We start from the raw sequence: 14,622 nt of genomic DNA on the forward strand, positions 1-14,622 counted from the left end.
ACAAGCGGATTGTTTGACAGGCTCGTGCACCTATTGTGCACCGCAATGAAAGCTGTTCCGCCATCCCCTTTGCGTCTCGCCTTCGCCGGCATGGTCGCCTTGGCTGTCGCCATGGGCATCGGCCGCTTCGTCTATACGCCGATCCTGCCCGGCATGATGGAAGAGCTCGGCCTGTCGGCGGCGGACGCCGGTTGGATCGCATCCGCCAACTATCTGGGTTATCTCGTCGGCGCGCTTGCAGCGGTTGGCGGCTGGGCGCACGGCCGCGAGCGCCTGCTGATGCTGGTCGGTCTTGCCGCCACCGCAGTCCTCACCGGGGCGATGGGCCTGGCCGGTACTATGGCGACCTTTCTCGTCATCCGGTTTCTTGCCGGTCTGGCCAGCGCCTTCGTCTTGGTCTTCATGTCCAGCATCGTTTTCGGCCATCTGGCCGCGGCCGGACGAAACGACCTGCAGGCGCTGCATTTCGGCGGCGTCGGCCTCGGTATAGCGGCGTCCTCGGCGCTGATGGCGATCCTCGTGACGGGACATGCCGGCTGGGCGGCGGGCTGGTTCTGGTCCGCCGCGATCTCGGCATGCGCCTTGGTCGTCGTGGCGCTGCTGGTCGGCAGCACTGCGACCGCCAACGGCGCCGACGGTCGCGAACCGGCACTGCCGAAGGACCGCTCGCTGATGAAGATCATCGTTGCCTATGGCCTGTTCGGCTTCGGCTACATCGTGACGGCGACGTTTCTGATCGCCATTGTCCGGCAGGGTGGCGGCGGACGCGTCTTCGAAGCAGTGGTCTGGATGGTCACCGGCCTTGCCGGGATTCCTTCGATCTGGCTCTGGCAGAAGATCGCCGCAAGGATCGGCCTGTATGCGGCTTATGCCTTAGGGTGCCTCGTCGAGGTGGTCGGCGTCACCGCGAGCGTCGCCATGGGCGGACACATTGGGCCGCTGCTCGGCGGGTTTCTGCTTGGCGGAACCTTCATCGCCATCACCGCGCTCGGCCTGCAGACCGGAAGGCAGCTTGTCCCGCGAGCGCCACGCCGGGTCCTGGCGTTGATGACAGCCTCCTTCGGCCTCGGTCAGATCATCGGTCCGATCGTTGCCGGTCTGCTTGCGCAAGCCTCGGGCGATTTCTTCCTCGCGTCGATCGTGGCCGCCGCCGTTCTGCTTGTCTCCGGCGTGATCACCTGGTCGGCTGCGCCAAAATCGCCATGATTATGGTCTTGCTCGACACCGGGCATAGGCCACCATTCTCTTTCCAGCCGATGTGTGACCTTATGCCCGCTGACAGCAACGCCGCTGATTTGCGCATCGACTGAGGAAATCGCCACAGTGTTCGTATCCTTCTTCCCGCAGCCGAAGTTGTTTTTCACTTCGGCCGCCGTCTGGAGCCTTGCCGGAATTCTGTTCTGGTTCTTTGGTGGGGAACAACTCGGCGCCCTGGTCGGTCTGCCGCCGGCACCGGCCGATGTCCCTCCGGTCCTCGGAATGACGATTTTCTCGACCAAGCCGTTTATCTGGTTCTATATCTATTTTGGGTTTCTGGTTGGTGCTTTCTACGCCTTCTGGCGCCTTTATTCTCCTCACCCGTGGCAGGATTGGTCGATCCTCGGTTCGGCGCTCATCCTGTTTTCTACATATCTCAATGTGCAGATTTATGTGGCGCTGAATACTTGGCGCGGACCCTTCTTTGATCTCTTCCAGAAAGCGATTACGACACCCGGCTCGGTGACCGCCGGCGAACTCTATTCGATGTTCTGGATCTACGCCTGGATTGGCGCTTCGGGCATGGCCTTGTTCGTCGTCACCCGGTTCTTCGTCAGCCACTATATCTTCCGCTGGCGCACGGCCATGAATGACTACTACATGACGCACTGGCAGAGGTTGCGACACATCGAAGGCGCGTCTCAGCGCGTGCAGGAGGACACGATGCGGTTCTCCACTACGATGGAGGGCCTTGGTGTATCGCTCGTTGACTCCGTCATGACATTGATTGCGTTCTTGCCATTGCTCGCACAACTCTCCAGCCATGTGAAAGTCTTGCCCCTCGTTGGCGAAATTCCCTATTCTCTGGTTGTAGCCGCAGTCACCTGGTCGATCTTCGGTACGGCTCTTCTTATGATTGCTGGCGTCAAACTGCCGGGGCTGGAGTTCAAGAATCAGCGAGTCGAGGCGGCTTACCGCAAAGAACTCGTATACGGCGAAGACGATGCCGCGCGCGCAGAGCCGCCGACAGTGGCAGAACTGTTTTCGCATGTCCGACGCAACTACTTCACCCTCTACTTCCACTACGCCTACTTCAACATCGTCCGATCCGGCTATTTGCAGGCAGATGCCATCTTCTCCAGTTTGATCCTCATTCCCACGATCGCTGCTGGAACAATTACCTTGGGCATATGGCAGCAGGTTTCCACCGCTTTCGGCCAGGTCAGTTCTTCATTTCAGTACTTGGTCAATGCATGGCCGACGATCGTCGAGTTGATCTCGATCCAGAAACGCCTGCGCGCCTTCGAGGCGACGCTCGAAGGGGAGCCGCTGCCCGAAATCGACCAGCGTTATTTGGAGAGTGAGCAAGCCGGCTTGCGTCCTGAGGATCAGCCGGTAAGCTAAGAGTGGTTGGCGGCGAGCGCTTCCGGCTCAGCCGCCCACCGACGCCTGCTTTTCGCTGGTACGTTGGCGCGAAACATAGTCGCGGTAGCTAATGCACTCGACATCGGGCTTGGTGCAGACCTCGCCGGCAAAGCGCTCCAGCGCATTCCAGTAGGCGCCGTCATTCATCAGCGTGAAATGGAAGCCGAGCTCCAGCGGAATGCGTTTGCCCTGGTATTGGGTGTCGAAGGCGGCGCGAAAGGCGTCATAAGTCCGGTTGGCGAACTCGGCCGCCTTGCTCGGCCGCTCGAAGCCGCCCGAGTGCCTGACATAGAGATTGTAGTCCATGGCGATCACCGGTCGTGGCCTTGGACCTTCCGGAATCTGCGGCAGCGAAAAGCGCGTGATGCCATTGCCGGTCGGTGGCAGGGCAGGGCCACGCGATACACCGCTTGCGTCGAACAGGAAGCCTGCTTTTGGCAGCACCCTGTAAAGCGCCTCGTTTGCCGACAGATAGGGCGCGCGAAAGCCCACCACCTTGCGTGCGATGTCGCGCCAGCCCGCGGGTTCGGGGGCAATGGCGTTGATCGAATAGGCGTTCTCGAGAATATGCGAGAAGGAGCCAAACTCGCTCAGCCAGTCGGCCTTGCTCCAGTCCTTGCCATCGAAATGGCCGCAGCCATGGCTGCCGATGTCGTGGCCTTCCGAGACGGCGAACCGAATCTGTTCAAGCCGCTCGGTGACCTCCTGTTTCGAGGCGGCAAAGCCGATATTGGACTTGCCTGATGTCTTGCCGGGCGCCGTGTACTCCTTGCGCGTCTCCGGCGAGAGCAGGAAGACGCAGGACACGAAATAAGTGAAATGCGCGCCGGTGCGGGCGGCCAGCGCCCGGCTGCGCTTCCACTGCGAGATATCGCGGGCGCTGTCGAACGAGATGATGACGGCCTGCTTAGGCTTTGCCGGTGCTGGCGCCGCGGGCGGATCGGCGAGGGCAGTGCCTGCCATCGCAAGCGAGGCAAGAGAAAACGCAACAAAGCGGGACAAACGAGGCATCAGCATCCGGTCTGGATTTAGCAATGGTCGGCACCGGCTATCGGCGAAATGTGGCGTGGGTACGGTCACCTCTGGTGGCCACGTATCCGGCGATTAGCCGATTTTCCTGCCGAACCCCTTCCATGCCGACAAAATTTCGCTAAAACGCGGGCTCATGAACCGCCCCGGCCGGGGCAGGAATGGTTTTGATCCATGTCGGACGATAGTTTTATCCGCGAAGTCAACGAAGAGATGCGTCGCGATCAGGCGCATGCGCTGTGGGACCGTTTTGGCCCTGTCTTGCTTGGGCTCGCAGTGCTGGTGGTGGTCGGAACCGCCGCTTTCGTCGGTTATCGCTATTGGGACGAGACCCGCGCCAATCGCTCGGGCGATGCCTTCTCGCAGGCCCTGAAGCTTGCCAATGACGGCAAGAGCGACGAAGCGCTGACAGCCCTCGCTGAACTGGAGAAGGATGGCTACGGCGCCTATCCGCTGCTCGCCCGCATGCGCGCGGCAACCGTCAAGGCGGACAAGGGCGACGTCGACGCTGCCGTCAAGGACTTCGACGAAGTCGCCGCCGACACGGACATTCCTGCCGGTCTTCGCGACATGGCGCGCCTCCGGGCGGCACTGCTGCTCGTCGATCACGGTTCCTTCGCCGATGTCTCCAGCCGCGTCGAGGCGCTCACCGCCGACACCAACACGCTGCGCCATACGGCGCGCGAGGCGCTCGGCCTTGCCGCCTGGAAGGAAGGCAAGGCGACGGACGCGCTGAAACTGTTCGACCAGATCGCCTCGGATGACGGCGCCCCGCGCAACGCGCGCGAGCGGGCGACGTTGATGTCCGAGCTGATCCGTGGGTCGGGCAGCGCGTCGTGATGCATGACATTCAAAGTCGCCATCATCGGCCGGCCTAACGTCGGCAAATCGACCCTTTTCAATCGTCTGGTGGGAAGGAAGCTGGCGCTTGTCGACGACACGCCGGGCGTGACCCGCGACCGTCGCGTCCATGCCGCCAAGCTCTACGATCTGCATTTCGACGTCATCGACACCGCCGGTTTCGAGGATGCTGCCGCTTCGACGCTGCCCGGCCGCATGCGCGCCCAGACCGAGATCGCCATCCGCGAAGCCGACCTGATCTTTTTCACCATCGATGCCAAGTCCGGGCTGATGCCCGACGACAAGACCTTTGCCGAGATCGTTCGCAAGTCCGGCAAGCCGGTTGTCGTCGTCGCCAACAAGGCCGAGGCGCGCGGCGCCCAGGGCGGCATGCTGGAGGCCTGGGAACTCGGCCTTGGCGAGCCAATCCCGGTCTCGGCCGAACACGGCCAGGGCCTGCCCGATTTGCGCGATGCGGTGATCGCAGCACTTGGCGAGGCACGCGCCTTCGGCGAGGAAGAAGAGGATACGGACGAGGAAATTGCCGCCAGCGAGGTGCTGATCGGCGAGGACATCACCGATCCGGACGCCGAACCGAGCTATGACGACACCAAGCCGATGCGCATCGCTGTCGTCGGCCGTCCGAACGCCGGCAAGTCGACGCTGATCAACGCGCTGATCGGCGAGGAGCGGCTCCTGACCGGGCCGGAAGCCGGCATCACTCGCGATTCCATCTCCGTCGACTGGGACTGGCATGGCCGCCGCCTGAAACTGTTCGACACCGCCGGCATGCGCCGCAAGGCCAGGATTCACGAAAAGCTGGAAGTCATGTCGGTGCAGGACGGCTTGCGCGCCATCCGCTTTGCCGAGATCGTCATCATCGTGCTTGACGCGACAATTCCCTTCGAGAAGCAGGATCTGCAGATCGCCGACCTGATCATCCGCGAGGGCCGCGCGCCGGTGATCGCCTTCAACAAATGGGATCTGATCGACCACCCACAGGAACTCCTGGCGGAACTGCGCGAGAAGACTGAGCGGCTGTTGCCGCAGGCGCGTGGCTTGCAGGCGGTGCCGGTCTCGGCCGAAACCGGGCGCGGTCTCGACAAGCTGATGGACGCCGTCATCAGGACGCACAAAGTGTGGAACAGCCGTGTCTCGACAGGCAAGCTCAATCGCTGGCTGGAAGGCATCCTTGCGCATCATCCGCCGCCCGCCGTGGCGGGGCGCCGGCTGAAGATCAAATATGTCACGCAGGCCAAGACCCGGCCGCCGGGCTTCGTCGTGTCCTGCTCACGACCGGACGCGATGCCGCAGTCCTACGTCCGCTATCTCTCCAACAGTCTTCGCGAAGCCTTCGACATGCCAGGTGTGCCGATCCGCATCGCCTTGCGCACCTCGGAAAATCCGTTCGCCGGCAGGGCGAAAAAACGCCGCTGAGCGCCGGCGCCCTCTGGTCGTGGATGGGCGTGCGGATGGGTGCGGCCTTTTTGCGCGCTGATCGCCTGGCCGATCTTTCTTCGGCCCGAACATGGCCGCAAAAGCGCCGGACTTCAGATCGACAGGAAGATCGACAGGGAAAACACGATCGAACCTGTTAACGCCCCATCAAGGTTAATGCATCATCGTGCCTCTCCAGTGGGTCCGTTGCGTTTCTGGAGAGTTCCGTGCATCGACGTGTTGTGAAGCGGCTGATCGCCGCCGCCGGTGAGAGATGTTCACTCCTGTCTCCGTTCATTGTTGGTCTGTGCACTCGGGTCGGCTTTCCCGAAAGATCCGCGCATCGACGTATTTTGACGCAGCTCGCCGCCGCCGGTGAGAAAAGACGTTCACTCGTGTCTCCTCTGGTCATTGGGCTTGGCATCTGGGTCGGCTTTCCGACCGTCATCGCCTACCAGGACATGGGAAGCCTGGTCTCGGGCCTCAAAGCGCCGAATGCCCGCTGGAACGCCTATGTCGAGAAATCCGTCGCCGGCTCTGTCCATGCCGCCGAAATGCCTTTCCTCGATTCCGACACCACCGGTTCGATCTCGGGTTCCGGCGTCCGGTTGCCTGGCATCGGCGCCGTCTCGTTTCGCGGCAAGGGCAGCGTGGCCAGCGCGACGCCCGACGAGGACCGTATCATGCGTGCCGACAAGAAAGGCCGCATCATCATGGTCTCGCCGGTCGCGCCACCGAAGAACTTCAATGCCGGCTCGATCTTCGAGCGCACCTCCTCGCTGCTTCGCCCGAGCATGGACGGTGGCCTGAAGATGGCTTTCTCCAAGCCCGAGATCAAAGGCAAGGAGATCCAGATCGCCGCCGCGTTCCACGCGCGCGTCGACAAGAAGCCGGATCCCGGCGTGCCGGCCATGCTTGCCGCACTTGTCAACAACGACCGCCCCGACGTCCTGGCGACCGCCTACGCCCCGGCCGCGCCCGACTATGCGCAGGCTTCGCCCTTCGAGGCCTTGCTTCAGGACGAGAAGCCGAACGATGGCCGCTTCATTCCGCCGATGGCCAAGGGCGATCATTCGTGGATGCAGACTCCGCTGCCGGCGAGCGTCTTCTCCAAGAAGGAACAGACTTGCCTCGCCAATGGCATCTACTTCGAGGCGCGCGGTGAATCCGTGCGCGGCCAGGCTGCTGTCGCCCAAGTCATCCTCAACCGCGTCCGCAATCCGGCCTATCCGAACTCGATCTGCGGCGTCGTCTACCAGAACGACAAGTGGTTCAACCGCTGCCAGTTTTCCTTCGCTTGCGACGGCAGGAAGAAGCGCATCCAGAGCCCCGCCAACTACAGAATTGCGCAGGATGTCGCCATGGCGGTCACCGCCGGCAAGGTCTTCATCCCGGAAGTGGGATCGTCGACCCATTACTACGCCAACTACGTCAATCCGGGCTGGGCGCGAACGATGAAAAAAATGACCAAGATCGGCCTGCATATCTTCTACCGCACCTATGGCGGCGGCTGGAGCTGAGCGCTCCGGCAAGGCCCCAGGCACGGTCGATCGAAGACCCGTCGCCGGAGGGATTCGGCCGCGGCACGCCAATGACCGTATCGGGCACGATGTCGCACCTTGGCAAGTTATTGATTTTAATTAGAAAAATACTTAAGGCTGAAGTTCCCCCCGTGGCTTGACGGGCGCGGACCCTCTAACTATGTTGCCGGCGACTTAAGAGCGGACGGACGGCAACGATCTGACCGGGCAAGGGGGTTGCGATGGCCGACATGAATGGGCCAGACGGAACCGGAGAAACCGGCCGCGGCAAACAGCGTCAAGCCGACATCCGCGACGACGATCTTGAGCGCCGCCGGCGAGACCTTGAAGCATCGCTTGCGACAAGGCGGCCGGACCGGCTCGAGGGGAAAGACGACGCGAAAGCGGGCAGTGCGGCCGGATATGGCCAGGCGCTCAAGCTGTCCAGCGAGTTCATCGCCGGGATAGTGGTTGGTGCCGGCATCGGCTGGATCATCGACCGTCTGGCGGGGACATCGCCATGGGGTCTGATCGTTTTCTTGCTGCTGGGTTTTGGCGCCGGCGTGCTCAACGTCTTGCGTTCCGCAGGGCTTATGGCGGAGTTCGGACAGGGCGATAAAACGCGCGATCCGAAAGAATGAACTTAAGGCCGCTTGCCGGCGCAATGAACAGGACACTAAAGCCGCGTGCGGCTTTGATGGGGAATTAAAGTGGCTGCTGCTGACAAGGTCGATCCGATCCACCAGTTCCATATCAACAAGCTGATTCCGATCGAGATCGGCGGCTACGACCTGTCCTTCACCAATTCGGCCCTTTTCATGGTCGCGACCGTCGCCGTTGCCTCGGCATTCCTCTATCTCAGCACATCGAGCCGCAGCCTCGTTCCCACCCGTCTTCAGTCGGTCTCGGAAATGGCCTACGAATTCGTCGGCAACATGCTGAGGGACGCAGCCGGGACGCAAGGCATGAAGTTCTTCCCCTTCGTGTTTTCGCTGTTCATGTTCGTGCTCGTCGCCAATCTGCTCGGTCTTTTCCCGTATTTCTTCACCGTCACCAGCCACATCATCGTCACCTTCGGCCTCGCCGCGCTGGTGATCGGAACCGTTATCGTCTACGGCTTCATGAAGCACGGCCTTGGCTTCCTGAAGCTGTTCGTCCCGCATGGCGTGCCGGTTTACCTGCTGCCGCTGGTGGTGCTGATCGAGGTGATTTCCTTCGTCTCGCGCCCGGTCAGCCTCTCGGTTCGTCTGTTCGCCAACATGCTGGCCGGCCATATCACGCTAAAGGTGTTCTCGGGCTTCGTGGTGAGCCTGAGTGCGCTTGGTACGCTTGGCATTGCCGGATCGGTCCTGCCGCTGGCGATGGCCGTGGCACTGACCGCGCTGGAATTGCTGGTCGCCTTCCTGCAGGCCTACGTCTTTGCCGTGCTGACCTGCATGTACCTGAACGACGCCCTGCATCCCGGGCACTGACACGGGCTGACCAAGAGTTTCCGGCATTGCTGCCGGATGGAATCGCAACGGAATTTTAGATCCAAAGGAGTTGAACACATGGAAGCAGAAGCAGCAAAGTACATTGGCGCCGGCATCGCATGCCTCGGCATGGGTGGCGCCGGTATTGGCCTCGGTAACATCTTCGGCAGCTATCTGGCGGGCGCGCTGCGCAACCCGTCGGCCGCGGATGGCCAGTTCGGCCGCCTGATCTTCGGCTTCGCCGTGACCGAAGCGCTGGGCATCTTCTCCCTTCTCATCGCGCTTCTGGCCCTGTTCGGCTGAGCCCCTGTTCAGCTAACACTGGGAATTGGACGGGCCGGCTGCAATTCAGCGGCAGGCCCGATTATCGGGGATAGTCCATGTTCGTGACATCTGCCTTTGCGCAAGAGTCCGCGCCCGCCGTCGAAGGCGGCCATACCGGCACGGAAGGCGATACGCATTCCGAAACCGGCGTGCCTGCCGAGGCGCACGGCGTGTTCCCGCCATTCGATCCGGCGACGTTCCCGTCGCAGCTTCTTTGGCTGGCGATCACCTTCGGGCTGTTCTACCTGTTCCTGAAGAAGGTGGTGATGCCGCGTGTCAGCGGCATCATCGACGTTCGCAATGACCGCATCACGCAGGACCTCGACCATGCCGCCAGGCTGAAGGGCGAGGCCGATGCCGCCGTTGCCGCCTATGAGCAGGAACTGGCGGAGGCCAAGACCAAGGCCAATGCAATCGGCCAGCAGGCCAGCGATGCCGCCAAGGCGGAAGCCGAGGCCGCCCGCAAGAAGGTCGAGGCTGCCCTCGACCAGAAGCTTGGCGAAGCCGAGGCGCGCATTTCGTCGATCAAGGCGAGTGCCATGAAGGAAGTCGGCACGATCGCCGAGGACACCACTTCGGCCATCGTCGAGGCGCTTGTCGGCGGCAAGGCCAGCAAGGCCGAGATCGCGGCAGCCGTCAAATCCGTGGCCCGGTGAGGAGCGCATCATGGACGCCACATCACTCGCAACGCTTTGGGCCACGGTTGCCCTCGTCATTTTTCTTGGCATTGCCGTCTACATCAAGGTGCCGGGGCTGATCGCCAAGGCGCTCGATGCTCGTGCCGACAAGATCAGCAACGAGCTTGAGGACGCGCGCCGGTTGCGCGAGGAGGCCCAGCAACTGCTCGGTCAATATCAGCGCAAGCGCAAGGAAGCTGAGCAGGAGGCCGCCGACATCGTCGCCGCCGCCAAGCGCGAGGCCGACATGCTGGCCGCCGAGGCGCACAAGAAGACCGAGGACTACGTCGCCCGGCGCACTGCACTTGCCGAACTGAAGATCGGTCAGGCCGAGCGCGAGGCGATCGGTGAGGTGCGCGCCAGTGCCGTCGATATCGCCGTCGAAGCCGCCCGCACACTGCTCGCCGGCAAGATCGACGCGAAGGCCGGCGCCGACCTGTTCAAGGCCTCGCTTCATGACGTGAAGTCCAAGCTGAATTAAGCGGCCATAGTGGTCGTACAATTGAAGCCGCCCGGGAAACCTGGCGGCTTTTTGTTGTGGTGCGGATAATCTCCCACCTTGACGGGGAGATGTCGCCGAAGGCGACAGAGGGGGTCGGTACGTTCTGGCGCGACGCCATATCGGATAACACGTGGGATGAAAGAGAAGGCCGGCGCTTCGCGCGCGGCGACCCCCTCTGGCCTGCCGGCCATCTCCCCGTCAAGGTGGGAGACTACGCGCCTAGCCGCCGTCGCTAAATCGTCGAGAAATACCGCCGAGCCCGCTCAATCCAGGCCCGCAAGGCTCTCTTCATCAGCCACTTCGGTGCCGCCAAGCCGGAACGGTGCGAAGGTGGCGCGGTGCAGCCGCGCCACCGGTCCATGCACCTCGATCGCCGTGCGGTGGCGGACCGTGGCGTAGCCCATGTGGACCTCGAAACCGTACTGCGCGTGATGGCTGCCGCAGCCGCACATCATGCGGTCGCGCATCACCTTGGCCACGATCGAGGCGGCGGCGATCGACTGCGAGCGCTGGTCGCCCTTGATCAGCGCGCGGCCCGGGCAAGGCAGGCCCGGCGGCACGTCGCGGCCATCGGCGAGCGCGAGTTTCGGCTGTACCGGCAAGCCGACCAGCGCGCGACGCATCGCCTCGAGGCTGGCCTTGAGGATATTGCTGCCATCGATGCCTTCCGCGCTGACCGAAGCCATCGACACGCCAAGAGCGGATCCGAGGATTTTCAGAAACAGCGCCTCACGCTGCAGATGGTTGAGGCGCTTGGAATCGTCGAGGCCGTCGGGAATGTTGGCGGGATCGAGCACCACCGCTGCCGCGACGACCGGCCCGGCGAGCGGGCCGCGGCCGGCCTCGTCCATTCCCGCCACCGGCCACAGTCCTTCGGCCATCGCCTTCGTCTCGAAGGAGAAATCGGGCCTCTCGACGATTTCAAAGAGAAGCGGAGAATCAGAACGCGCGCGAGCCATGTTGCGGCGAGGTTCGCATCGGCTCCGATTCTCCGCAAGCCCCTCCGGGTCGGATGGGGCATCGGACCCGGAGAGCACCGTCTGCAAGCCCGGGGACAAGACAGGCCGGACGGGATCTCTTCATGTGCCGCCGGCAACGGCGACACACGTGATGTCTTCACAGCAACATCAGTTGCTCGGTCGCCTTGGCCGCGGCGACGAACTGATCGGTCCTGAGCGATCGCCGCTCAGCGTTGAGGCCAAGCCTTTTGGCGGAGATCTCGAAACGCCGGCCGATTTGCCAGGCATAGGGACCGGACCCTTTCATGCGCTTGCCCCATTCCGAATCGTAATCCTTGCCGTCGCGCATCGAACGGATCAGCGACATCACATGGCGGTAGCGGTCCGGATAATGGCGCAGCAGCCAATCCTTGAAGATCGGCGCGACCTCCAGCGGCAGGCGCAGCACGACATAGCCGGCCTCGCGCGCTCCTGCCGCACGTGCCGAATCGAGGATGCGCTCCATCTCCTGATCGGTCAGGCCGGGGATGATCGGCGCAACCATGACCGAGGCCGGAATGCCGGCATCCGAAAGCTGCCTGACCGCCTCCAGCCGCTTGGTTGGCGTCGATGCGCGTGGCTCCATCGTGCGCGCCAGCATCCGGTCGAGCGTCGTCACCGACAGCGCCACCTTGGCCAGCCCGCGTTCGGCCATGCGCGACAGGATGTCGATATCGCGCGTCACCAGCGCGGATTTGGTGACGATGCCGACCGGGTGGCCGCGCGCCTCCAGCACTTCGAGGATCTCGCGCATGATCCGGTACTGTTTCTCGATCGGCTGGTAGGGATCGGTGTTGGTGCCGATGGCGATGGTGCGCGGCTGATAGCCGTCCTTCGACAGCTCCTTGTCGAGCAGCCGCGCCGCATCCGGCTTGGCGAACAGCTTCGATTCGAAATCCAGCCCCGGCGACAGGCCCATGAAGCTGTGCGTCGGCCGGGCGAAGCAATAGACGCAGCCATGCTCGCAGCCGCGATAGGGGTTGATCGAGCGGTCGAAGGAAATGTCCGGGGATTCGTTCCGGGTGATGATGGTGCGCGGCTTCTCGACCTGCACCTCGGTCTTGAAGGGCGGCAGTTCCTCCAGCGAATTCCAGCCATCGTCGAATACGTGCCGGCTGACCGGTTCGAACCGGCCGGACGGGTTGATGCCGGCGGACCGGCCGCGATTGCGGTCCGGACGGATACGGACGCCGCTCTGCTCGATCATCGCGTTGGCCATCTCGGCTCTTCCAGCTCCGAAGGCGGCAATGTCGGCACGTACGATCTGTTCCATTTTCGCCCTCTCCCACGGATTGCCGGTTGGCCGTCGAATCGCTCTGCTCATGAAAATAATCCTATTTTGCTGATGGGAACAAAGCAAGAACTTTTTATGGTGCAATGCAAAACTGGCGCTCCGGCCAGCTTTCCGCTATTCGGCTAACGATGCTCAGCGTTCTCATCCAGACCCTGAATGACGAAGAGAGACTTGCCCGCACGCTCGCCTCGCTGATCGGTGGCGCGGTCGAGGGCGTGGTGCGCGATGTCGTCGTCTGCGACAGTGGTTCGACCGACCAGACGCACCGCGTTGCCGAACATGCCGGCTGCGTTTACGTGGCGAGCGGCGGCATTGCCGCCGGCATCAGGCAGGCCAAGGGAGACTGGCTGCTGCTGCTGGAGCCGGGTGCGCGGCTGGCGGAAGGCTGGATCGACGAGGTGGCCGCCCATGCGGGCAGGCAAACCATGCCGGCGCGGTTCTCGCGGGCGCGCGGCAGTCGCGTGCCGTTCCTGTCGCGGGTCTTTTCGGGGAACCGGGCACTGGCCGAAGGGCTGCTGATCAGCAAGCGTCAGGCCGCGGCCTTGGCGAAAAACGCCCGCAGCGCCGAAGCCATCGCGCGCGGCCTTGCGACCAGGAGGCTCGACGCCGAGATCTGGGTGGCGCCGACGAGGTGAGGGTCCTTTTCCCCGTAAGTGGCGAGGAAGGTCGCGTCCTTCGGGGAGGCGAGTTTTGCTGAGGTAGTCGCCCATTGTGCATTGCACAAAAGCTGACCTCGGGTTACTTTGATGCGGGCGGATGGGTTTGGGTAGCACCAGAGCAGTGAGCGACCGGCGCTTTGGCTATGCTGCATTGATAGTTGAGGATCCTGATGCCCCCTTCAAGCCCTGACAAATCCGGTGCTGCAAGCCTCGAATCGATCGCCCGAAACGGCAGCCTGCTGCGCCGCATTGCCGTGCGGATTCCGACCTATCTGACGGACCTTCGCGAGAATCCGGCATGGCTGCCGATGTTCATGCTGGCGCGCACCATGCCGGCGCGGCGGTTGCATTGGCGCGGCGCAAAACCCGTCCGACCGGCACAAAAAACCCAGGAAACGATGTTCACCGGCGTCGATCGTGATGCGGTGGTCGATGCGCTCCGCTCGGAAGGCCTGTTTTCCGGGCTTGTCCTGCCGTCGTCGATCCACGAGGAGATCGCCAGCTTTGCGCAGCGCACACCTTGCTTCGGTAATTTCGACCGTCGGCTGGAGTTCCTGCCGACGGAGCATGCGGAGGCCGAGAAACACTTCGACCGCCCATTGCTCAGCGGGCACTTTTTCGAGCGCATCCTCGACTGCAATGCCGCGCTTACCGTGCAGCGCGACCCGTTGCTTCTCGACATCGCCGCCCACTACCTCGGCAGCCAGGCGAAGCTGATCACAACGCGCGTCTGGTGGAGCTTTCCGACGGGCTCCGTCTCCGATGCCGAGAAGAACCTTGCGTCGCTTGGCAAATACCACTTCGACCTCGACGATTGGCGGATGCTGAAATTCTTCTTCTATCTCAATCCGGTCGATGCCGACACCGGGCCGCATGTCTATGTCAGGGGCAGCCACAACCGCCGCAGCCTCAAACATCAGCTGACGCTTCTTGTCGGCCATCCGGCGGAAGAAGTACTGGACGTCTATGGCGAGCAGAGCCCGATCACGTTGACCGGCGAGGCGGGGTTGGGCTTTGTCGAGGATCCCTTCGGCTTCCACATGGGCACCGTGCCGACGCGCACACCGCGACTGATGATGGAAGTCGGCTTCGGCGTTTCGCCGCCCTCGCGCCGGCGGTTCCACGGCGAGCCCGTCATTCGCTGATTCTTGGCGCTGATTCTTGGCGCTGGTTTTGGGAATGTCCCGAAACAACCGGTGGGTTCAATAGGTCATTGCAACACCTTCTGTAGCCTATCGGCCGGCGTTT

General features: G+C 62.7%; 15 protein-coding genes. 12 read left to right on the forward strand and 3 right to left on the reverse strand.

Annotation, left to right across the window (positions count from 1 at the left end; genetic code table 11):
- Window positions 1-45: 45 nt before the first annotated feature.
- Entirely contained in the window at window positions 46-1,206 is a 1,161-nt protein-coding gene (locus E5X88_RS12305) for a YbfB/YjiJ family MFS transporter (protein ID WP_292161544.1), read from the forward strand.
- Window positions 1,207-1,323: 117 nt separating this feature from the next.
- Window positions 1,324-2,601 carry a peptide antibiotic transporter SbmA gene (gene sbmA, locus E5X88_RS12310; protein WP_292161545.1) on the forward strand — a complete coding sequence of 426 codons (1,278 nt, stop codon included), beginning with the start codon at window positions 1,324-1,326 and terminating at the stop codon, window positions 2,599-2,601.
- A 27-nt stretch (window positions 2,602-2,628) separates the two neighbouring features.
- Here sbmA and E5X88_RS12315 read toward each other — a convergent pair whose 3' ends face one another.
- Window positions 2,629-3,633: a polysaccharide deacetylase gene (locus E5X88_RS12315; protein WP_292161546.1), complete on the reverse strand. Its 1,005-nt coding sequence runs from the start codon at window positions 3,631-3,633 to the stop codon at window positions 2,629-2,631.
- A gap of 192 nt (window positions 3,634-3,825) precedes the next feature.
- Between E5X88_RS12315 and E5X88_RS12320 the strand changes: the two genes are divergently transcribed.
- From E5X88_RS12320 to E5X88_RS12355, 8 genes are all read left to right on the forward strand, one after another.
- Entirely contained in the window at window positions 3,826-4,491 is a 666-nt protein-coding gene (locus E5X88_RS12320) for a tetratricopeptide repeat protein (RefSeq protein ID WP_292161547.1), read from the forward strand.
- Window positions 4,492-4,494: 3 nt separating this feature from the next.
- Complete coding sequence (gene der / locus E5X88_RS12325) at window positions 4,495-5,928, forward strand: ribosome biogenesis GTPase Der (protein WP_292161548.1); 1,434 nt, start codon at window positions 4,495-4,497, stop codon at window positions 5,926-5,928.
- Window positions 5,929-6,281: 353 nt separating this feature from the next.
- Entirely contained in the window at window positions 6,282-7,448 is a 1,167-nt protein-coding gene (locus E5X88_RS12330) for a cell wall hydrolase (protein ID WP_292161568.1), read from the forward strand.
- Window positions 7,449-7,690: 242 nt separating this feature from the next.
- On the forward strand, window positions 7,691-8,089 hold the full coding sequence (locus E5X88_RS12335) for an AtpZ/AtpI family protein (RefSeq protein ID WP_145716059.1): 399 nt from the start codon (window positions 7,691-7,693) through the stop codon (window positions 8,087-8,089).
- Between the two features lie 69 nt (window positions 8,090-8,158).
- A complete protein-coding gene (locus tag E5X88_RS12340) occupies window positions 8,159-8,920 on the forward strand; it encodes a F0F1 ATP synthase subunit A (RefSeq protein WP_292161549.1) in 762 nt (253 codons plus the stop codon).
- Between the two features lie 78 nt (window positions 8,921-8,998).
- A complete protein-coding gene (locus E5X88_RS12345) occupies window positions 8,999-9,223 on the forward strand; it encodes a F0F1 ATP synthase subunit C (RefSeq protein ID WP_056103679.1) in 225 nt (74 codons plus the stop codon).
- Window positions 9,224-9,300: 77 nt separating this feature from the next.
- Window positions 9,301-9,900 (forward strand): F0F1 ATP synthase subunit B, encoded by a 600-nt coding sequence (locus E5X88_RS12350; RefSeq protein WP_292161551.1) that lies wholly within the window; start codon window positions 9,301-9,303, stop codon window positions 9,898-9,900.
- A gap of 10 nt (window positions 9,901-9,910) precedes the next feature.
- A complete protein-coding gene (locus E5X88_RS12355) occupies window positions 9,911-10,402 on the forward strand; it encodes a F0F1 ATP synthase subunit B (protein ID WP_292161552.1) in 492 nt (163 codons plus the stop codon).
- Between the two features lie 284 nt (window positions 10,403-10,686).
- Here E5X88_RS12355 and E5X88_RS12360 read toward each other — a convergent pair whose 3' ends face one another.
- Complete coding sequence (locus tag E5X88_RS12360) at window positions 10,687-11,382, reverse strand: ribonuclease HII (RefSeq protein ID WP_292161553.1); 696 nt, start codon at window positions 11,380-11,382, stop codon at window positions 10,687-10,689.
- Window positions 11,383-11,539: 157 nt separating this feature from the next.
- A complete protein-coding gene (locus E5X88_RS12365; protein ID WP_292161555.1) occupies window positions 11,540-12,694 on the reverse strand; it encodes a PA0069 family radical SAM protein in 1,155 nt (384 codons plus the stop codon).
- A gap of 149 nt (window positions 12,695-12,843) precedes the next feature.
- On the opposite strand from E5X88_RS12365, the gene E5X88_RS12370 reads away from it, so the two are divergent.
- Both E5X88_RS12370 and E5X88_RS12375 read left to right on the forward strand, forming a co-directional pair.
- Window positions 12,844-13,350 (forward strand): glycosyltransferase, encoded by a 507-nt coding sequence (locus E5X88_RS12370; RefSeq protein WP_292161557.1) that lies wholly within the window; start codon window positions 12,844-12,846, stop codon window positions 13,348-13,350.
- A gap of 194 nt (window positions 13,351-13,544) precedes the next feature.
- Complete coding sequence (locus E5X88_RS12375) at window positions 13,545-14,519, forward strand: hypothetical protein (protein WP_292161558.1); 975 nt, start codon at window positions 13,545-13,547, stop codon at window positions 14,517-14,519.
- Window positions 14,520-14,622: the final 103 nt, after the last annotated feature.

The sequence above is a fragment of the Mesorhizobium sp. genome, from assembly GCF_004962245.1.
Taxonomy (GTDB): Bacteria; Pseudomonadota; Alphaproteobacteria; order Rhizobiales; family Rhizobiaceae; genus Mesorhizobium.